This window comes from Bacillus cereus group sp. BceL291 (assembly GCF_051776705.1).
Lineage (GTDB): Bacteria > Bacillota > Bacilli > Bacillales > Bacillaceae_G > Bacillus_A > Bacillus_A cereus.
The window spans coordinates 1-20504 of sequence record NZ_JBPWAP010000058.1; the positions used below are offsets into that span (position 1 = coordinate 1).

Consider the following 20504-nt stretch of genomic DNA (forward strand, 5'->3'; position numbering starts at 1 on the left):
TCTAGGTTTATTTGGTATGCCCATTTTTAAAGATACCAAATATTTCGAGAGTTTTTTGGTTATATGAACGAAAGTTCATTGTGTTTCCATTCTTAAGTGGATAGGCATGGGAAGTGATCCCAGTTTGCCCATTTTGGTACTAAGTTTGAGTTCGCTAACAAAACGCGAGGTGCATCTTCATGTGATTTAAAAATGGCAACTGGCTTTCCTGATTGAACAAGTAACGTTTCATCGCTTTCTAACGTTTTTAATGAATCTACAATCGCCTGATAACTTTCCCAGTTACGAGCTGCACGGCCAATTCCGCCATATACAACTAATTCTTCTGGTTTTTCAGCAACTTCAGGATCTAAATTGTTCATTAACATACGAAGTGCAGCTTCTTGCACCCACCCTTTCGTTTGTAACTCTGTACCTCTTGGCGCGCGAATTGTTTGTTGTACTTTTTCCATTTCAATCTCTCCCTTTTCTCATTTTATAGTGCTGCGTTTACATCTAATCTTTCTTTTATCGAATAATTCGTTTTTAACCAATGCGCAATATTTTCAATATCTGTTGAGAATATACGGTCATTTTTAATAGATGGCACCTGCTGACGACCTTGATGGTAGAAGCTCTTCGTCACTGTACTCATGTTTTCAATTCCGCGATATTCTGCTGCTTGCATTGCACAAATCATCTCAATAGAAAGAACACGTCTTGCATTTTGAATAATCTGATGTGCATGGCGTGAAGCAATTGTTCCCATACTTACATGATCTTCTTGGTTAGCAGAAGACGGAATTGAATCTACACTCGCCGGATGTGCCAACGTTTTATTTTCAGAAACTAGTGACGCTGCAGCATATTGCATAATCATTGCACCAGACTGAAGTCCTGGTTCTGGACTTAAAAATGGTGGTAAATCATTTAATTGCGGATTCACTAAACGCTCAATACGGCGCTCCGAAATATTCGCAAGTTCCGCCATTCCTACTTTTAAGAAGTCCATCGCAAACGCAATCGGTTGACCATGGAAGTTACCACCTGAAATTACTTTTTCTCCGCCATCAAAAATTAGCGGATTATCTGTTGCTGCATTCATTTCAATTTCTAATTTTTCTTTTACATAATTTAAAACTTGCCAAGAAGCACCGTGTACTTGCGGGATACAACGAAGTGAATAGGCATCCTGCACTCGTAATTCTCCTTGTTTTGTTGTTAATTTACTATCGTGAAGAATGTCACGAATTCTGCTCGCTACTTCCACTTGCTCTTTATAACCACGTGCTTTATGAACATTTTCATCAAATGCATCAATAATGCCTTGTAACCCTTCAATTGTCATCGAAGCAATTAGTTCAGCTTGATACGCCGTTGCTTCTGCTTCTATATAAGAAAGAACTCCTTGTGCTGTCATTGCCTGCGTACCATTAATTAACGCAAGACCTTCTTTCGCTTCAAGTTCAATTGGCTCAAGCCCTTCTTCTGTAAGAGCAACCATTGCATGAACGCGTTTCCCCTTATAGAACACTTCACCTTCGCCTAATAATACGAGCGCAAGATGAGATAAAGGTGCTAAATCGCCACTTGCACCAAGTGAACCTTGTTGCGGAACGACTGGATGAATTTTACGGTTTACAAACTCAAGAAGCATATTTACAACAAGCGGCCTAACACCAGATACTCCTTTAAGCATCGTGTTCGCTCGTAAAATTAACATTCCACGCGATACTTCTTCCGGGAATGGATCACCAATCCCACATGCATGTGACTGAATTAAATTATGTTGAAGTGCCTTTACATCATCTTTTTGGATAAGCACATCACTAAACTTTCCAAATCCAGTTGTAATTCCGTAAACGACTTTTCCGTCCTCTACAATTTTCTCAACTACTTCGCGGCACTCCGCTACCTTTTGCATACTAGTTGGACAAGCTGTTACACCTTCTCCTTCCAGTAATAACCTCTTCATTTCTTCAACTGTCAATGTATGTCCTGTTAACGTAATCATCATTTTTCCTCCTTAAAAAGGCAAAAGGGGACCTTATCTTTTTAAGACAGACTTCTGTCCTAAAAAAGTAAGGCCCCCTTCTAACTAATAGACTATGGGCAAATCATATGTGATTAATTCCTAAACCAATCGCCTCATGCTCAGATCCTTTTACAGGTGCACCAATCGTTCCATATAATGCAACAGCAACCCATTCGCCTTCTTTTTTTCCGTCGTATGGTGTACCGCGCACAATCGCAAAACGAAGTCCTACTGTACGAAGAACGTCTGCTAACTGAATTTGACCTCTCGTCACTCCGTACAAAGCTTCCATAATTGCATGATAAAGTGCATGTGTTTCTCTGTAAACGTCTGTTTCAATAACTTGGTTGCTTTTAGCCGCTGTTTCCATTGCTGCGACAACCTTTTGCGAATTCATCGAACCCACTTTCCCCGTACAATACTTCCAACCTTTTGGAATGGATAATACAGGACTTTCATTCTCATCCGCAAGTGCCAACAGCATGGCCATACGACCAATTCGATGTGTTCCTTGAAGAAGCATGTGACTCTCTCATTTCTTTTGAATTATTTGAATATTACTTAATTTAAGAATATATGAAAACGTTTAAATCGTCAATAGTTTAAACTCACATTCAAACAATTTTTTCATCCCCTCCATTTGTGTACACAAATTATTTACACAATTTTTCCAAGCATGCTATAGTCTCATTAACAGATGCAAAGGGGCGAGATTTCAATGACGAAGCGAAAAGATATTCATTTTCGAATTGAAGAAAAATTACTTGCAAGGTTTGAAGCTGCACTCCATTACGAAGGTTTAAAGAAAACCGACGTATTAACACATGCGATTCAGCAATTTTGCACGAAGGTGGAATGTGAAAAAATGAATGATGTAAAACGTCAATATAACGTTAGCAACCATTTACAAACACGCATCGACACACATACACATTACGAAGAAAAACACGTAGATTTAGATAAACTCGTCATTAAACATTTACAACTTCAAGGGGAAGAAAACATATTAGAGGTTGGGTGCGCTAGTGGAAAATTCCTTTCCCTTTTACAAACAAATGGTCATAAAGGCCCATTAACCGGGTTTGATCAATCCGAAGCTATGCTTGCTGAAGCTGCTAAAACAAATAACTTAATAGAATGGAAACGAGGGGATGCTAGTAAACTTCCTTTCGAAACAAATTGTTATGACCTAATAATTGCAAGACATATGTTATACCATGTGAAAGATGTTGAAAAAACGATTCAAGGATTCCATAAAGTAATTCGTCCTGGCGGAACACTTTTAGCTACAACAAATTCTAGCGTTACACTACCTCGTATAGTTGAAATGTGTAACCGTATGTTAGACGCATTTGATTTACCGAAAACAACATCATCAGTCACTCCATTTTGTTTAGAAAACGGTAAAGAGATATTACAATCTGTTTTTCCAACTGTTGAAGAAACAGTTATTCATAATGCTCTCGTTTTTCATCATGCTACTCCGATTGTAAACTATATTTCTAGCATGTTTCCGTCGCTAAATATACCTGATAATACATACCTTCACGCGGAAATGAAGGTATGGCTAAAAGAAGAAGTAGAAAATGAATTGTCACTTCATAACGGTATATGGCGTGACCCAAAAACGTTAGCCATTTATCGATGTCAAAAAGAAAAAAGCTAGCATTTGCTAGCTTCTACACGTTTTCTCGTAAAAGTTTCTCCATTACTACATTACCTTTACCACAATAAAAATCTGTATTATGTTCGTCTGCCACTCCAAAATAAGAGGCAATTGCTATTCCAAATGGTACAAATGCATGCCCTTGTGCTGTAATGATATTTGAGTGTTGCACAACTTCTTCATACACGAAATTTTCTACTGGAAAACAATCAAATTTTTGATAATCTATAGTCGCAGTATAAGAAATCCCTTTAAATAACCCTGCTTTTGCTAGTGCATACGGTCCAGCACAAATTGCCGCCACTAATTTTTCTTGTTCATGAAATTGACGAATGATTGAAAAAAGAGGTTTTGCATCTTCCAACTGTCCTTCTTCTCCACCTGGAATAAGTATCCCCTCATACTCATCTACACGTGCTTCACTTACTTCTATATGCGGCTGCACTTGCAATCCAGTTTCACTTATAACCAATTCTTTAGTTAAGCCCGCTGTAATGATTTCATATTTATTTTTCAGCAATGCCGTTGCTACTGTTATTTCAAACTCTGCAAATGTTGAGTATACAAATAAAAGTATTTTTTTCATAGCTCTCTCTCCTTTAACCAGTCCATAAAATATACCTCTAAATCGTCCACTGTTAATCTATTCGTGTCCACATAAGTTACAGGAAATTGTTTATACCAGTCTTTTTCGGTTTCTACTAATTTAAATTGCTCCGCAAACGTACTTCTGTTTCTTGTTCTATCATTATTTTTTCTATCATATACATTCTTTTTCGTAACATCTAAGTAAAAAATCACATCCGAACGGCATGCTCTTAATTTATATAATTCATCTTTCAATTCAGTTTCTATATCCCACTCTTCTCCTATAATCGTTGGATAAAAGAGTGTAAAGAACTCAATGTCTTCTGGTCCGCGATCAAAAATTACGACTGAATCTTTCACATTTTGAAACTCCTTTATTTTTGCTTCCATAAACATTTTTTGATTCATAATAAACCCTACTTTTGAATTCATATCTAAATTCAATTTTTTTCGCTTCTCTACAATTGGATATGGATTTTCATATATAACTCGAAACCCTCTCTTTTCTAACCTTTTTGCTAATGTTGTTTTTCCGCTAGCCATCGGCCCTTGCAGTGAAATTACGTATGCCACACCTCTCATTCCCTTACACTTTAGTACACCTATAATATACAGAATCTTGAAAACTCTCAACATTATATATATCATCTTGTTTCTTATTCATATCTAACTTATAATGAAAAATAGAGATTATGACGGACGCATCAATAATGTAAGCTTGGAAATCCAAGCTTACATTATTTTTTGCTTTCCCTTTTCTAATAAAAAGAGTATACTAGATTAGAACGTATGTTCTTAGTAATTACATACAGTAAGGAGATAGAACAATGGTATACGACACAAAAGCAATTTCTTGGAATGAATCTTTAAAACAACTTCAACGCCGCTATACAAACAAACAAGTTGACCGAAAAGAATTTGAGGATATTGAACTGATGGAATTCTTCCGCGATAACGACTACATTTCTTTACCTACACATATAAGCGGCCTATCAAAAACACGTTTTACTTCTTACTCTATTTTCACAACTGAAGATAAAGATCGTAAAGTTGGCACACTTATTATTGAGTATGTTGAAGACGATAATAATAATTTATGTGTTGAACAACTATACTTCGTTTAAACTATAACGCTTGGTCAAAATGACCAAGCGTTCTTGCTTTCTATGAATCTCACTGTATATAATATGAATAAAAGAAAACCGCTATCATTAAGGGGGGATATGCGTGCTCGAAGGATGGTTCAGTTGGTTCATTGTATTATGGACGGTTATTTTATTAGGGCTTATGTCTATCGGTGGATACTTTATGTTCAGAAAATTTTTAAAACGTTTACCAAAAGAAGACGGCATGTCCATTTTGGATTGGGAAGAACACTACATAAATAAAACGAGACATTTATGGGCTGACGAACAAAAACAATTGTTAGAAGAGCTTGTAAGTCCTGTTCCAGAACTATTTCGTGATGTTGCAAAATCAAAGATTGCTGGCAAAATCGGGGAACTTGCATTACAAGAAAATGCCTCTCAAATTACACAAGACTTAATTATTAAAGGATATATCATTGCCACACCAAAGCGTGATCATAAATTTTTAATAAAAAAACTACAAGAAAAAAAGATTGATTATTCTAACTATCGATCTTTACTCGCAAAGTAACTTCATATTATTTTCGATAAAAAAGACAGCGCCTTTGACGCTGTCTTTTTATTTGGTACATATACAGTTTTTAAGTTAGCTTCATATCTTTTTCATTATAAAAACCATCTTCTTTTTCCATTTCCTTCTGTAATTTCGTAAAGGAACGATACATTGCAATTCTCCATGACACAATCATCGCAAACGCAAGTAAGAAGAACATGCCACTAAGTTGTCCTAAATCAAGAGATTGACTTAAGTAGGTTTTAAATACAATCCGCACTACAAGTAATCCAATTAATATGAAAACAAAGGCTTTTGAACGCTTCAAATAAATCTCTTGTCCTCTAATTTCAAATTTAGATGTTTTAATAAGAAAAATAGAGAAAATCAAACCGACACCAATTGCTTCTAACATTTCTGCTGGAGTTAATCGAAATTCAGGAAAAACATACATCAATGCACCCGTACTCATAAAAAATGGTGGAAGTATAATTTTTTTCAATGTTGCAGGTTTCTTAGCTGCTTTTAAACGAATAAACATCGCACCGACAGCCATACAAACAGCAACGATACTTGATAAAAGAACTATGTTCATATTTTCTCATCCTTTTTTGTGGCTATATGCAAAATATACTTTCATTATATGCTTTTCCGTTAGTATTTCCAACATTTTCGCAGAATAATACTAAAAACCAGTAAAACCACCAAATAAACTTGAGAAATATACGATAATTTTCGTCATCCAGTTAAAGTATAGGAAGACACCCATAACAATCATAATATATCCTCCGACTTTCATGAAGGCCATACTATTTCTTTTAATCCAAGACATTTTCGTAATAAAGAATGACAGTACGAAAAACGGGATTGCAAATCCAAGTATGTAAGCAATCATATATATCATTGCTGATTCTGGATTTGTTGCTGCTAATCCAATTACAGACACTAGAATTGGTCCGGTACATGGCGTCCACCCTGCTGCAAAAGCTAATCCGATTAGTACTGATCCAAAATAGCCACTTGGACGATTTTTAAATGTAAATTTACGGTCTTGCATTAAAAATTTCGGCTTAAACACCCCGACAATAATTAAGCCGAACACGATGATAAATATACCACCTAACTGTCTGATTAAATCTTTATAGTCAGTAAAGATTCCTCCAATAAAACTTGTACCAAATCCAATTGCAATAAATATAATTGAAAATCCAAGTAAGAAAAACGCTGTATGTATCATACTTCTTTTGCGAAGCATTGCATTTTCTTCTTTCAATTCAGAAACCGACATACCTGTTATGTACGATAAAAATGCCGGATAAAGCGGTAAGCAACATGGGGAAATAAATGATAAGAACCCGGCGCCAAACGCTAAAAAAATACTAATATCTTGCATCATTCCACTCCTCTCCCTAAATATTGTAACAAAAACACATAAAAATACTATGAACAATTCGTGAAATCACTTTTACAACGTGGCAATAAGAAAAACCGCACTTCCTCACAGTTTCTAATAAAACGTTTTCATTTCCTTCTATTATATAGAAAAAACCCAAATGGATTATAAAACTCCTTTAATTGTTATTACCATAACAAAGGTAACATAGTTTCTCAAATAATTAGCACGTTACTAGTACGTCTATATACATATTGGTTTAAAAAATATTTTTTTCAAATGCTATCTCTATACAATGCAAAGTTTATTTTATAATACTTCTACTATTAAAAATTTCAAGATTATGCATAAATATCATACTTTTATTATTATTCTATAAAATGTCATACTTTTCTTTCATTTGACCCTTTATTTCTAATTTTGTATACTTCCCTCTAGTTATATATTTTCGATACGGAACAACTTCATATAGATGGGAGGAATTTTTCATGCTTCGTTATTCTCTTTTAGTTTTATTAGGAGCGTGTAGTTATGGAATTTTAGCTATTTTTGTTAAGCTTGCATATGCAGAAGGATTTTCACTTGGAGAGGTAATTGGCAGCCAATATTTGTTCGGTTGGATTATTTTGCTTGCTATTACACTTCTATTTTCTAGACATCGCGTTCCTTTAAAGCAAGCATTACTTTTATTCGTTGCAGGAACATCTGCAAGTTTTACCGGAATTTTTTATTATGCTTCATTAAAAACTGTACCAGCTTCTATTGCAATTATTCTTTTATTCCAATTCGTTTGGGTCGGAATTATCATTGAAGCAGTCGCAACAAAAACATTACCTTCAAGAGAAAAAGTTATTTCTGTTATTTTCTTACTTGTAGGGACATTTTTATCAAGTGGTTTACTTGAACAATCAGTAGGTGCTTTCGATACGACTGGGGTCATTTTAGGTTTATTATCTGCTGTTACATTCGCAACATACATTTTCGTAAGCGGAAAAGTTGCTGTTGAAGTACCTTCATTACCGCGCGGTGTTCTCTTAATGACTGGTGCTTTAACTTTAGTCATGATTGTATTCCCACCAACATTTATTTTTAATGGTGCCATTTCTCAAGGTCTTTGGAAATACGGTTTAGGATTAGGAACATTTAGTATCGTTATTCCATCTATTGCCTTTACAATCGGGATTCCAAAAATCGGTTCTGGCTTAGCGACTATTCTTGGTGCAGCGGAACTACCAGTTACAACAATTATGTCAGTATTCGTTTTAAAAGAGGCTGTACTATCTTCACAATGGTTCGGTGTATCACTTATATTAATTGGGATTGCAATCCCGCAAATTGCATACGCAATGCGTGGACGTTATCGTAAACATCATACGCATAAAAAAGTCGCAGCATAAAGTGAAACTTTAATTAGTTGAACCAATCGGGCTTTTATGGGATAAACGAGAGAGGATTTTCATTTGAGAATCCTCTCTTTTATTGTTGTATACTTATGATAAATATTTTGCTGAAGAAAGAAGGCATACTACATGGTATCTATTTCAAATCAACTAAAAGAAAAACTTATTTCCATCCGTCGACATTTACATGAGTATCCAGAACTATCATATGAAGAGTTCGAAACAACAAAAGCAATAAAAAATTGGTTAGAAGAAAAAAACATTACTATCATTGATTCCAATTTAGAAACAGGAATTATCGCTGAAGTGTCTGGTAATAAAAACGGACCAATTGTAGCAGTTCGTGCTGATATTGATGCCCTTCCTATTCAAGAAGAAACACATTTGTCCTATGCATCTAAAGTACGAGGGAAAATGCATGCTTGTGGACACGATTTTCATACAGCTGCTATTTTAGGTACTGCTTTCTTATTAAAAGAAAGAGAATCTTCCCTAAATGGAACGGTTCGCTTCATATTCCAACCAGCTGAAGAAAGTAGTAATGGCGCTTGCAAAGTTATTGATGCTGGACATTTACGTAATGTGCAAGCGATTTTCGGCATGCATAATAAACCTGATTTACCAATAGGTACAATTGGCATTAAAGATGGTCCACTGATGGCCGGAGTTGATCGATTTGAAATTGAAATTCACGGAGTTGGTACACACGCGGCTGTACCAGATGCTGGAGTAGATCCTATTGTCGCATCCTCTCAAATTGTGATGGCACTGCAAACAATTGTAAGCCGAAATATAAGTTCATCTCATAATGCAGTTGTTAGTGTTACAAATATTCATGCAGGAAATACGTGGAACGTGATTCCTGAAAAAGCTACGTTAGAAGGAACGATTCGCACATTCCAAGCTGAAACACGTGAAAAGATTCCAGCACTCATGGAGCGTATTATTAAAGGTGTATCTGATGCATTAGGTGTAAAAACGAAATTCCGTTTTTATTCAGGTCCTCCTGCTGTTCACAACGATAAAGCTCTTACAGACTTATCTACTCAAGTTGCCACAAAGATGAATCTTAATATCATCTCGCCTAGTCCGTCAATGGCTGGAGAAGATTTCTCATTTTACCAACAGGAAATACCAGGTTCATTCGTCTTTATGGGAACGAGCGGTACACATGAATGGCATCATCCTGCTTTTACAATTAATGAAGAGGCACTGCCTATAAGTGCAGAATACTTTGCTTTACTAGCCGAAAGAGCACTTAAACAATTCTCATAAAAAAAGCCGTTCAAAGTGCATCTCAGCACCCTGAACGGCTTTTCTTATTAAGTTAAATCACGTTTTAAAAACACAGTATATGAAATACATAAAAATACGAACAAATAAAGTAACAACATACATGATGCAAACGGGAATGTTACTCCATCAATAAAACTTCCATTCTTTGAAATACTATATAAATCTGTGTTTGCTGGCAATAAATATTTCGCCCAGTGATATCTAGTGGCTGCTAATAGCGCAATATTGCCTGATAAAGCAAGGAATAGTGAAATACCAATTGCACCTCCACTAGATCTTGTTAACACAGAAATCATAAATGCAAACGATGCGTACACAACCGTTGGTAACCACGATAAAACATAATATTTACTTGCTTCTACAAAAATGTTTTGTTTTATTATATTTCCATCTTGGAAAATAAACTCACTCCATGCAGGCTGTTGGAATTTATAAATAACAAGTCCACATAAAGCGGAGAAGATCATATTAAATATAAATAATAAAGCTGCAAATATAACAATTGCTAAAAATTTTGCTGTTAAAATTTTAAAGCGACTCGCTGGTCGTATCGTTAAAAATTTATATGTTCCCCAGCTATATTCATTCGCAAAAATTGTACTTGCATACACGAGGATAAATGGGAGCAAAATTGGAAATACGATAAAACCTGTATCTCTCATGAAAGAAAGTGGAGAACTGCTTGCCGGTGCTGTATCCGTATCTAAATGCTTCATCTTAAGCTGGTATTCTTTTACAAGCTCATCCCCTGATTTTTCTGCTAAAATAGCTTCTTTTTTCATGCCAAGCTTTTTCTCAATTTCTACAGTTCGTTCTGTATAATCTACTTTCCATCCTTTTGTTTCCGGTTCAAAATACTTTACCGTAACCCATCCTAATCCGATTATTAATACTGCAATAACTGCAAATGGAATAATCGTTCGCTTCCGCTTAAATATTTTATACAGTTCGTTATATACTAAATTAAACAATATCTTTTCCCCCTGTTAATTCTAAAAATTGCTCTTCTAACGTTTTTCTTTCTTCATATACACGATACACTTGAATATTTTTCTCAAGCAATGTACGAATAACATTTGGGATTTCTTCATCTTTTACATTAATAAGTAATTCATTATCTTTTACTAAAACATCATGCCCTAATATTTCTGCTGCTTTATTCGCATCATCTACACGTATACGGATCGTCTCCATCTCTTCGCTTTGGCTATGCTGAATATTTTGCGTAGCCACATATTCCCCGTGCTGAATAATGATAACTCTGTCACACATTAATTCAACTTCTGAAAGTAAGTGACTTGATACAAGTACAGCTTTTCCTTGTTCATGTGCAATTTTTTTTATGTACATTCTCATTTCATGTATTCCACTAGGGTCTAATCCATTTGTCGGTTCATCTAGTATCAACACGTCTGGATCGTGAATAAGTGCCTGAGCGATTCCTAAACGTTGTCTCATGCCGAGTGAATACGCTTTTACTTTGCGATCAATTACTTGTCCCATCCCTAACAATTTCACTACTTCATCGATACGTTCTTCGGTCACATTACCATTCATTCGTCCGAAATATGTTAAATTTTCATAGCCGCTCAAAAAAGGATAAAATTCAGGTGTCTCAATTACCGCTCCAATTTTCGCAGCTGTTTTTTCGAATTGCTGTTTCACAGATTGACCATCAATCCATACTTCACCTTCTGTCATACGGATCATACCAACCATCATTCTCATTAAAGTCGTTTTTCCAGCACCGTTTGGTCCGAGTAAACCGACAACCTCGCCTTTTTTCACTTCAAAACTAATATTTTGTACAAGTGTCTTTGATCCGATTCGCTTCGTTAACCGATCGACTTTTACAATTGATTGTTCATTTGTCATTCTATACAACCTTTCCTTCCCATTCTTTGTCAGGTCTTTTCACTGTAACATGATTATTTTTATGTGTAAAATAGAAAAAAGCATGATTTCTCATGCCCTTTCTTTAAACCGCAACGAATTTTCATCTTTTAAATTTCGAACAAATCGATAACATTGCATCATCGATATTAAAACGACAGTCATCATAATTACACTAATAATTACAACTGCATATATTGTAATTGGCGCACTATTTATTCCTTGTATCCCTGCGATTTTCATAAAGATAACCGTGAATAATTTCAAAAATAGCATCCCATTAATTAATCCAAAAACAAATGCTGCTCCATAAATGAATAATTGCTCCTGACATAATACACATAGTACCTCTTTTCTTTTCATATTTTCTTCTACATAAGATATAAACTCCTCCCTCCTCACATGCAAAAGGGAGTACATCATTTTATATGTAGTAAAAATACATATGAAAATTAGTACAATAAAAAGTGTGTAAAAGTACATTTGAAATACAAATGCATTCCCTACTTTCAAAATAGCTCCTTCATTAAATTGTAACGATATCATAAAAAACAAAATCATAGTACTCATAGCAATCCACATAAATTGCTTCATCCTTTTGGTAGCAAATGTTATAATATTTTTTCTCGCTAACCGACATAAAGACATAAAATTCTTCCCCTACCTTATTACATACGCATTCTATACTACTAGTGTATAAAAATATGACATTTTAAACATCGCACTACAATCGGAATTTCTTCTAAGTCTTTAGTCCTAGAAAACGAAATGATAAAAAATCACATTTAGAATATAATTGTAAAAAGGAGGAGGTTGCATGCGTATAAAATTACTATCAATCTTGTGTTTATTATTACTCACAAGTTGTAGCCAAATAAAAAACAATGAAGTTGCCATTGTTGAGCCATACAAATTAACAAAAGAGCAAGCTTCTATTTTACAAATGACTCCTTTTCAAGAAGGAAATAGCATATTTTATAACGTTACGCTTAAAAATGATAAAGATGAAATAAATGCTACAATTGATTATTATAACAATGGTAAGAAAACAAAAGAAATTGCTAATATAGCTACCTCACATTTTTCAAAAAAGAAAGTAAAGCTTTCTTTTTTACCACCACATTTCCAATTTGATAAAGATATACAAGAAAAAAGGCAGTGGTATCTGAATATTGAAGGTGGTTCAACACTTGTTCCTGAAGAAGCGCCACCAAGCGTAAATAGCTTTGCAACTACTACAATCCAATTCATAAAAAATTTAAAATACAATCAAAAAACAACTTTAGCTGCTGTAATCCAAACCAGTAAAGAAACTGTAAGCGTCCCTACAATTGACGAAGAAAAGGGTATTGATTTACTCTTAAAAGAAAATGAACACGTTTATCTATTTAGTATCGAGCTAAAAAAAGAACAATAAAGCGGAAATGCAACTTAAGTTGCATTTCCGCTTTATTGTTTAATAAGGTGTACTTTTATGGATTTGAATCAAATCCATTTTCTGTTACTACTATTACTCATCTTCTACTTCTATTCTTTTCTTCTCTCTTGCAATTTTTAAAAACTCTAGCAGCTCTGGATTACTATTCATTTTTTTGTAAGCCACTGACATTTCTGCAACGAAATTAGAATCATATAACTCTTTATATACAACTTCTGTTTTATATAACTTATTTGCCGACACGGGTATTACTGTAATTCCAATCCCTGCTGCTACAAGCCCCATAACTGTTTGATACTCTGTTGCTTCTTGTACAATACGTGGACTAAATCCAACTTCTCTACAAAGAGATAAAATTGTATCATACAAAGCTGGCCATACTGGTCTCGTAATAAATACAAACGGCTCATCTCGTAAATCTTCTATATGTATTTCATCTTTCTCTGCAAGTGGATGTGCCTTTGGTAAACACAAAGTGCAAGATAACCTTTGAATTGGCTCTAATTCTAATAATTGCGTTGGAATTGGTGGACGTAAAAAGCCAATATCGATACGGTTATCATGAAGTGCATGAACTTGATCTGGTGTTGACAATTCATGTAATGCAACAGACACTCTCGGAAATTTCTTTCTATATTCCCTAACAATTGATGGTAAAATATCATATATCGCCGCACCTACAAAACCAATTGAAAGTGATCCTACTTCTCCCCTTTGCGCACTTTGTGCAACTTCTACTGCTTTTTCAATTTGTTCAAACGCTTTTTTTACTTCTTTTAAAAACATTTCTCCTGCTTCTGTTAGTTCAACCTTTCTTTTCGTTCTTGAAAATAATGTAACTCCCATTTCTTTTTCTAATTGCTGTATTTGTTGACTAAGTGGTGGTTGTGTCATTTGTAAACGAGCAGCCGCCCGTCCAAAGTGTAACTCTTCTGCCACAACAACAAAATATTGCAAATGCCGTAATTCCATTTTTGGACACCCTTTTCACTTTCGATTAATATGTCTTATATATTAATAACATATAATTTATATATTAGACAAATATTTTGAATGAACGTATAGTAGAAATTGTTAATTCTTTTTTACAATTTTTATGTAACAAAAGAAAGAGGTGGTTACTGTATGAAATGGTGGAAGTTAAGCGGACAAATTTTATTACTATTTTGTTTCGCTTGGACAGGTGAATGGATTGCAAAACAGGCACACCTCCCAGTTCCAGGAAGTATAATCGGTATTTTCTTATTATTAATTTCATTAAAATTTAACCTAGTTAAAAAAGAATGGATACAGGACGGAGCAGATTTTTTATTAAAAGAACTTATTTTATTTTTCATCCCTTCTGCAGTCGCTGTCATACGTTACAGAGATACACTAACACAATATGGAATCGATCTCATTTTAATTATTATGATTAGCACTCTTTGCGTTACCTTAGTTACAGGACTTTTAACAGAATTGCTACTAAAGCGGAAAGGATCAACGCAATGATCGGATTTCTTTGTTTACTATTAACACTATTCACATATTGGCTATCAAAAAAAATGTATCAACGCTGGAATTGGAGTCTACTTTCTCCTCTTCTCGTCTGTCCCATTATTTTAATTGCTTTATTGCTCGGATTAGATACACCTTATGAAACATATGAATCTGGTGGTCATTGGTTAACTGAATTATTAAAACCCGCAACAGTTGCTTTTGCATGGCCAATCTATAAATACTTTGATTTATTAAAGAAACATGGAATGGCTATCTTACTTAATGTCATTGTCGGTTCGTTTTTATCAGTCATTACTTCAGCACTACTAGCAAATTATTTTCAAATTGATTCATCACTAGAACATAGTTTAGCGCCACATATCGTAACAACACCAATCGCAATGGCTATTTCAGAAATGATTGGTGGCATGTCACAATTAACTGCTGTATTTGTCGTTTTAACTGCCTTAACAGGAGCATTGCTCGGTCCTTCTCTCATACGTATTTGCCGTATTAAAACAGCAATCGCAAAAGGTATTATGTTAGGAACAAGCGCAAATGGAACCGGTACATCAAAAGCATTCGAAATCGGTCCTGTGGAAGGAACAATTGCAAGTTTATCTATGCTTTTAACAGCAGGCGCTAGTTTAGTTATCGTTCCGCTTTTCTTGTCTTGGATACATTAAAGAAGCAAGTATTTACATACTTGCTTCTTTATCTATATATTGGCACAGCAATTCATAATCCTCTGGAAAAGCTAAACACAATTGTTCAACTTCATGTATCCCTTTCCAAGCAATTTCATGTATTAACTCATCAGGATCTTGGATTTTCATATTACCGCCTATTTGTTTAACAAAATAATAATGGACATACACTGGAACACCGTATGTAATACCCTCTTTTTCATATATTTTATTTACAACTTCCACATTGTAACCTGTTTCTTCCCAAACTTCCCTAATACAACATTCTTCTAGTGTCTCTCCCTTTTCAAGTCCTCCACTTGGGACAGACCACCTTTTTTCTTCTCCCTCTTTGCCCTGCAGTACCATTAAAACTTCCTTTTTTTCATTTACACATACCGCTGCACTACCTATCCATCTCTCCATAAACATCCCTCCCCTACTAAAATTCGCCCTCTTTTTTATTTTCCCCTTGAAAAAAAGAGGAAAAAAATAAAACAATGACGAAAGATTACATCAACTTCATAGGCAATCCCTTCTTAGAAATTAAAACTGGAAGGATGAAAATATGATTTCTAATTATGTTGTGGAATGTGTCTTTTGTGAAGAAAATCGAAAGCCTCGCCAAGCTATTGTCACAGTTCCCGCCACTACTCAGCTACTAGCCATTGAAAAAGTGCGTGCGGAATGCAAACGTCGCTTCGGAAAAACTGTATTATTACAAACAGAAATTAAAGAAAAAATTGTTTTTGAACAAAAAGAAAGCTGACCATCAATTGGTCAGCTTTCTTATCCGATCATATTTTCACATGAAGATTAGGGGCATCCTCTTTAAGGATCGGGATTTTCCCATTATGTACGTTCCATAATGGTCATCGAACAATATATTTCTATACAATTAACTATTGAATAGAATAGGGCAAAACTTGTTCGCATTTTTAGAAAAGGGATAGGGATATAATTCAAGTAGTACTTCGAATACTCGAACTTTACACTCATAATATTAAAACAAATCCTTTTATATGGGAAATATGAATTACCTACATAATTCATTCGTAAAATATATTAATAGTTTGCTATATTAATTTTATCCCGCTATTTGTAAGCAGTAACCCCCTACTTATTATAATTTCACCTTATTCCATCAATAGCATACATCCAGCTAAAACCGGTGTCATAATCATCGAAAACCTCAAAAGCATTCGCGGTGCATAATTTGTAAACTTCGCGCCAATATATGCCCCTAACATGGTCCCGATTAATACTTGCAATAACAATATATAATCTAAATATCCTTCCGAACTATATCCTAGCCCACCCCCAATTGCAATCGGTAATATAACAAGCATCGTTGTCCCTACAGATTGCTGAATCGTTAGTCTCAATAGAACCATTAATCCAAGCTGAATAAACGGTGCAGAACCAATCCCAAATGAACCAGCCATCATTCCAGTAACTAATCCAAGGCATATACATTTCAACAAGTAGTTCATGGAAAACTCTTTATGCTTATATAAAGATGACTGTTCTTTGTTTTGGAACATAATTAATTTAATAAACATAAAAATTGCCGATAAAAATAACATCCCAGCTGTAAACCAATGAAGAAGATGTGCTGGTATAAGTGAACCAAATTTAGAACCAATATAAGAGCCAATTGCGCCAAATCCTCCAACAATCCCGCCTATAATAAATGCAACATTGCCTTCACGGTAATGACTGACAACACCTGATAATGTCGTAAATGCCATTGCAGTTAAAGATGTTGCAAGAGCAACATGAATAGGAATATGAAATACTAAAGTGAGTATCGCGATAATAAACCCAGCTCCTCCAGCTCCAACAAATCCTAATAAAATACCCATTACTAACATTGTTATAATAATTGCCACAGACTTTCCCTCCAGTAACACAATTATCCATCATATTTATCCTTACATACAAATAAAAAGCATCCTAGACGGATGCTTTTTATTTCAAAAATATGTACTTAATCTTGATTAATCAAAATAACCGCTGGACCAGCGACCACTACTCCAGCTACTTCTATTTTTTCAAATTCCTTTACTGTAATAGATATAACTCCTTCTCTTTCCATCAATTCTTTACTCAGGACATCAGTCGGGATTGCTTTCACCGTCTTACCTCCTTTTCATTTATACAATATGATAAAGTAAAACTTTAATGAGTGGGGTTTTTGTCCGTACTTATTAATTATTACCCCTCACCAATCGGACTAATAATCACCCAATGCATCTATATATATGCATCACCTCCGCTTTCATTCCTTATTCCACTCAAAAACCTTCTCCCCCTTCCGTGACATATTGAAAAATAAAAAAGAAGCTATAACATATAGCTTCCCTCTACGTTTCTTTAATCTTTATGCACCGTATATTCCATGACTTTTCCATCTCTATCAAATTGGAAAACAAGCTGTTCGCTATCTATTGGAATAAAGCCACGTTCAGTCCCAAGATAATACAAAGTGGTAACTCCTTCTTCCCCACTTCTCGTTTCCGTTGGAGCTCCTAACAATTGTATAATTTCTTCATTTGATTTCCCTATTAATTTATATTTTTGTAATAGATCATCTACCATATATACCCGCTTATCTGCATGATTTAACCATCTATTTTGATTAAACTTTGATGTATATTCATTTACACTTAGTTGTACAGTGCACACTATTAATGGTATGAGTGCTACTATTAAAACCCCCAACATTTGCTTCTTTTCTTCATTACGATTTTTAGAAACATATAAAATAGCCCTTTGAATCATGACTAATAAAACAAATGGTATGAATACTACAAAAATGCTCCTTACACTTAAGGGTATATGGACCATATCAATGACGAATATAAATAGAATGTACATTACTATATACAAACAAAAATAGACATACAAAATGCCACGTAGCATAGCGTTCAGAAAGATCTCCCCTTTTAACTCACTATATAATTCATCCGGCTAATCATTTCTCGAATCTGTTCTAATTCTTGCACTGTATATACTACTTTCCCTGCTAAGATTTCATTTCTGAAGAACGTTACAATTTGCTCCCGATTTTTTAATCTAGGTGTTTCCTCACTAGAAAGATCTATTATTTCTTTTCCATTTTCATTATAAAAATATACAACTGGTTTTACCTTTTCTTTTATACTATTAGCCTGCATTTCTTTCAAACAATTGTATAAAATTTGAGATAGTTTCTTCACCTTATATACTGGATTTCCTTCATTTTTCACTTGTATAGTTGACGAATCTTTACCTACTATATATTCAAATGTCTCTTCTTTTTCAACTTCTTGTTGATACTTACCCATTTCATCAATCATAAATGAATATATACCAGCATTTTCTTTCGTTAAACCATGAATTAATTTCTCTTCCCATTCTTTCGTCTCAAGTAGATAAATACCAGTTTTGCACAAGATGAGATGATGGATTCGATTATCGTTTATTTCACTATTATTTTTAATAAAAACATTCGGCATGATTTGAATTTCAGCATCTAATATGATGCCTTGCTCTATGAATCCTCGCTTCATATAATGTAATGTTTCGTACGTATTCATTTCAGCACCGTTTTTAGTATATTCTCGTAAATTTGCAATTAATTTTTGAAACATATGTATTTCGTTATTATGTTTATTTTGCATTTCACTACGTTCTTTACTATGCTGCATAGCTAATTGATTTTTCATCATACGCATATTTTCAATTTCTCTATTTGCACTTACTTGTAAATCATTGTATTTTTTCTGTTCCATATTTTTTAAATTATTTTGTTGTTCTTTATGCTCTATCACTGTAGCTGCAATTTCATTTTTATACGTTTCAATCGCTTGTTTCTTTTCAAATTCCACTTGCTGACTCTCTGATTCTAACTGTTTATTTTTATAAAACAGCACAAATGCTACAGCTAATAATATTAAAATCGCACCTATTAGCACATAATTCATATTTTTACTCCTTTATTTCATTTTCGATTATTTTTTATAAATATATCTACTATAGTATACTATGGTTTCGATATAGACTTTGTAAAAGTTGTATATTTTTAATAAAAGGCACCTCTGACGGGGCACCTTTTATTTTCACTCTATTGTACACCATACTGAATATAACTCGGATCGTAGTATATCCATTGATTTGTCCCTAAGCAAAGCCATCCATCTTGTTCTCCCCAAACTTCATATGTTTCGCCACGATTCAATTGGCGAATTACACTAGACTGTAAAGATGGTCCACTTCTCAAATTCACATTATCTCCATTAATTATAGCAACCCCGTACACTGGAGTTGCATTATTAGGCGGGGAAACATTACCTCCACCACTTGCTCCATTCCCTTTTAAAGCTTCTAATGAAACTGCAGCTGATACATCACAATTTCCTACGCCTGAAATTTGTCCAGAATCTGTGTACTGCCACGCTGTCCACGCTGTCCATCCACCAGCATCAGCAGGCGGTGTACTCGAGTATTTAGCAATCCAAAGCGGTATATCACTTAATCCGCTAATTCCGAACTCATTAATATACCAAACTCCTGTATATAACATTACATCTTTTCCAGTAGCCTGTTTCACATAATTTATGAAGCTTCTTGCCCAATTCGATATAGCGTTACCAGTTAAATTACTGTTGCTCGGATCTGTTGGTGATTCTAAATCCAGAACTGGCATTAAGTCTGTCTGGTTATTTTGTAATATACCCACAAAATATTTTGCCTCTGAAATTGCATCATTTTGTTCTGGGCGTGCAAAATGGTATGCACCAATTAATACATTCGCATTTCGTGCTGCTTGTACATTCTTAGTAAAAGTAGGATCAATGTAGTTTACACCTTCTGTCGCTTTTGCATACGCTGCTGGAATTCCAGATGCCTTCACTGCATTCCAATCAATATTCCCTTCCCAATGAGACACATCAATAAACGTAACATTTGAACTTGATCTGTTTTGCATATAAAATCTCCTATCAATTTTTTTACTTCGTATACATA

At 34.5% G+C, this 20504-nt stretch carries 25 protein-coding genes and 2 pseudogenes; 9 read left to right on the plus strand and 18 right to left on the minus strand.

Annotation, left to right across the window (positions count from 1 at the left end):
- Positions 1-110 precede the first annotated feature (110 nt).
- From ACS2CR_RS26155 to hutP, 3 genes and pseudogenes are all read right to left on the minus strand, one after another.
- Positions 111-452: pseudogene (locus ACS2CR_RS26155) on the minus strand (urocanate hydratase); the annotation flags it as partial.
- 23 nt (positions 453-475) lie between these two features.
- Entirely contained in the window at positions 476-1993 is a 1518-nt protein-coding gene (gene hutH, locus ACS2CR_RS26160) for a histidine ammonia-lyase (RefSeq protein WP_000631875.1), read from the minus strand.
- Positions 1994-2096: 103 nt separating this feature from the next.
- Positions 2097-2537: a hut operon transcriptional regulator HutP gene (gene hutP / locus ACS2CR_RS26165; RefSeq protein WP_000926516.1), complete on the minus strand. Its 441-nt coding sequence runs from the start codon at positions 2535-2537 to the stop codon at positions 2097-2099.
- Positions 2538-2732: 195 nt separating this feature from the next.
- On the opposite strand from hutP, the gene ACS2CR_RS26170 reads away from it, so the two are divergent.
- On the plus strand, positions 2733-3680 hold the full coding sequence (locus tag ACS2CR_RS26170) for a class I SAM-dependent methyltransferase (RefSeq protein WP_053512830.1): 948 nt from the start codon (positions 2733-2735) through the stop codon (positions 3678-3680).
- A gap of 13 nt (positions 3681-3693) precedes the next feature.
- Here ACS2CR_RS26170 and ACS2CR_RS26175 read toward each other — a convergent pair whose 3' ends face one another.
- Together ACS2CR_RS26175 and ACS2CR_RS26180 are read right to left on the minus strand one after the other, a co-directional pair.
- Entirely contained in the window at positions 3694-4266 is a 573-nt protein-coding gene (locus ACS2CR_RS26175; RefSeq protein ID WP_000722228.1) for a DJ-1/PfpI family protein, read from the minus strand.
- On the minus strand, positions 4263-4850 hold the full coding sequence (locus ACS2CR_RS26180) for an AAA family ATPase (RefSeq protein ID WP_002000475.1): 588 nt from the start codon (positions 4848-4850) through the stop codon (positions 4263-4265). Before ACS2CR_RS26180 ends, ACS2CR_RS26175 begins: the two co-directional genes overlap by 4 nt.
- A 245-nt stretch (positions 4851-5095) precedes the next feature.
- On the opposite strand from ACS2CR_RS26180, the gene ACS2CR_RS26185 reads away from it, so the two are divergent.
- Positions 5096-5392: a hypothetical protein gene (locus ACS2CR_RS26185; protein WP_000262400.1), complete on the plus strand. Its 297-nt coding sequence runs from the start codon at positions 5096-5098 to the stop codon at positions 5390-5392.
- A gap of 103 nt (positions 5393-5495) precedes the next feature.
- Positions 5496-5927 carry a DUF2621 domain-containing protein gene (locus ACS2CR_RS26190; protein WP_000889373.1) on the plus strand — a complete coding sequence of 144 codons (432 nt, stop codon included), beginning with the start codon at positions 5496-5498 and terminating at the stop codon, positions 5925-5927.
- A gap of 70 nt (positions 5928-5997) precedes the next feature.
- On the opposite strand, the gene ACS2CR_RS26195 is transcribed toward ACS2CR_RS26190, so the two are convergent.
- The 3 genes from ACS2CR_RS26195 to ACS2CR_RS26205 form a co-directional block, all read right to left on the minus strand.
- On the minus strand, positions 5998-6504 hold the full coding sequence (locus ACS2CR_RS26195) for a CcdC family protein (RefSeq protein WP_001028440.1): 507 nt from the start codon (positions 6502-6504) through the stop codon (positions 5998-6000).
- Between the two features lie 90 nt (positions 6505-6594).
- Positions 6595-7302, minus strand: coding sequence for a cytochrome c-type biogenesis protein CcdA (gene ccdA, locus ACS2CR_RS26200; RefSeq protein WP_001152676.1), 708 nt, complete (start codon positions 7300-7302; stop codon positions 6595-6597).
- A 16-nt stretch (positions 7303-7318) separates the two neighbouring features.
- Positions 7319-7468 (minus strand): peptidase T, encoded by a 150-nt coding sequence (locus ACS2CR_RS26205; protein WP_071686460.1) that lies wholly within the window; start codon positions 7466-7468, stop codon positions 7319-7321.
- Between the two features lie 322 nt (positions 7469-7790).
- On the opposite strand from ACS2CR_RS26205, the gene ACS2CR_RS26210 reads away from it, so the two are divergent.
- Together ACS2CR_RS26210 and ACS2CR_RS26215 are read left to right on the plus strand one after the other, a co-directional pair.
- Positions 7791-8699: an EamA family transporter gene (locus ACS2CR_RS26210; RefSeq protein ID WP_000947046.1), complete on the plus strand. Its 909-nt coding sequence runs from the start codon at positions 7791-7793 to the stop codon at positions 8697-8699.
- A 132-nt stretch (positions 8700-8831) separates the two neighbouring features.
- Positions 8832-9977: a M20 peptidase aminoacylase family protein gene (locus ACS2CR_RS26215; RefSeq protein ID WP_000253669.1), complete on the plus strand. Its 1146-nt coding sequence runs from the start codon at positions 8832-8834 to the stop codon at positions 9975-9977.
- A gap of 47 nt (positions 9978-10024) precedes the next feature.
- Here the strand turns inward: ACS2CR_RS26215 and ACS2CR_RS26220 are convergent, their stop codons facing one another.
- The 3 genes from ACS2CR_RS26220 to ACS2CR_RS26230 form a co-directional block, all read right to left on the minus strand.
- Positions 10025-10969: an ABC transporter permease gene (locus tag ACS2CR_RS26220; protein WP_053512831.1), complete on the minus strand. Its 945-nt coding sequence runs from the start codon at positions 10967-10969 to the stop codon at positions 10025-10027.
- Positions 10962-11873, minus strand: a complete 912-nt coding sequence (locus ACS2CR_RS26225) for an ABC transporter ATP-binding protein (protein ID WP_000180622.1) — start codon at positions 11871-11873, stop codon at positions 10962-10964. The genes ACS2CR_RS26220 and ACS2CR_RS26225 overlap by 8 nt, the downstream gene beginning before the upstream one ends.
- Before the next feature lie 90 nt (positions 11874-11963).
- Positions 11964-12539 (minus strand): hypothetical protein, encoded by a 576-nt coding sequence (locus tag ACS2CR_RS26230; RefSeq protein ID WP_053512832.1) that lies wholly within the window; start codon positions 12537-12539, stop codon positions 11964-11966.
- A 169-nt stretch (positions 12540-12708) separates the two neighbouring features.
- Between ACS2CR_RS26230 and ACS2CR_RS26235 the strand changes: the two genes are divergently transcribed.
- Entirely contained in the window at positions 12709-13308 is a 600-nt protein-coding gene (locus ACS2CR_RS26235; RefSeq protein ID WP_153602741.1) for a histidine kinase, read from the plus strand.
- A gap of 93 nt (positions 13309-13401) precedes the next feature.
- Here ACS2CR_RS26235 and alsR read toward each other — a convergent pair whose 3' ends face one another.
- Positions 13402-14301: an acetoin biosynthesis transcriptional regulator AlsR gene (alsR, locus tag ACS2CR_RS26240; RefSeq protein WP_000423234.1), complete on the minus strand. Its 900-nt coding sequence runs from the start codon at positions 14299-14301 to the stop codon at positions 13402-13404.
- A 153-nt stretch (positions 14302-14454) separates the two neighbouring features.
- Between alsR and ACS2CR_RS26245 the strand changes: the two genes are divergently transcribed.
- Positions 14455-14820 (plus strand): CidA/LrgA family holin-like protein, encoded by a 366-nt coding sequence (locus ACS2CR_RS26245; protein ID WP_000872365.1) that lies wholly within the window; start codon positions 14455-14457, stop codon positions 14818-14820.
- The gene (locus ACS2CR_RS26250) at positions 14817-15494 is read left to right on the plus strand and encodes an LrgB family protein (protein ID WP_000578965.1); all 678 of its coding nucleotides are present in this window, start codon (positions 14817-14819) and stop codon (positions 15492-15494) included. Before ACS2CR_RS26245 ends, ACS2CR_RS26250 begins: the two co-directional genes overlap by 4 nt.
- A gap of 12 nt (positions 15495-15506) precedes the next feature.
- Here the strand turns inward: ACS2CR_RS26250 and ACS2CR_RS26255 are convergent, their stop codons facing one another.
- Positions 15507-15920 (minus strand): NUDIX hydrolase, encoded by a 414-nt coding sequence (locus ACS2CR_RS26255; protein ID WP_000442972.1) that lies wholly within the window; start codon positions 15918-15920, stop codon positions 15507-15509.
- Positions 15921-16062: 142 nt separating this feature from the next.
- On the opposite strand from ACS2CR_RS26255, the gene ACS2CR_RS26260 reads away from it, so the two are divergent.
- A complete protein-coding gene (locus tag ACS2CR_RS26260; RefSeq protein WP_000625225.1) occupies positions 16063-16263 on the plus strand; it encodes a DUF3903 domain-containing protein in 201 nt (66 codons plus the stop codon).
- Between the two features lie 367 nt (positions 16264-16630).
- On the opposite strand, the gene ACS2CR_RS26265 is transcribed toward ACS2CR_RS26260, so the two are convergent.
- From ACS2CR_RS26265 to ACS2CR_RS26285, 5 genes and pseudogenes are all read right to left on the minus strand, one after another.
- Positions 16631-17386, minus strand: coding sequence for a sulfite exporter TauE/SafE family protein (locus ACS2CR_RS26265; RefSeq protein ID WP_000974654.1), 756 nt, complete (start codon positions 17384-17386; stop codon positions 16631-16633).
- Positions 17387-17484: 98 nt separating this feature from the next.
- A complete protein-coding gene (locus tag ACS2CR_RS26270; RefSeq protein ID WP_000644411.1) occupies positions 17485-17631 on the minus strand; it encodes a BC1881 family protein in 147 nt (48 codons plus the stop codon).
- A 239-nt stretch (positions 17632-17870) separates the two neighbouring features.
- Entirely contained in the window at positions 17871-18419 is a 549-nt protein-coding gene (locus ACS2CR_RS26275; protein WP_000943751.1) for a hypothetical protein, read from the minus strand.
- Between the two features lie 23 nt (positions 18420-18442).
- Complete coding sequence (locus ACS2CR_RS26280; protein WP_053512834.1) at positions 18443-19462, minus strand: NERD domain-containing protein; 1020 nt, start codon at positions 19460-19462, stop codon at positions 18443-18445.
- 152 nt (positions 19463-19614) lie between these two features.
- Positions 19615-20466: pseudogene (locus ACS2CR_RS26285) on the minus strand (GH25 family lysozyme); the annotation flags it as partial.
- Positions 20467-20504: the final 38 nt, after the last annotated feature.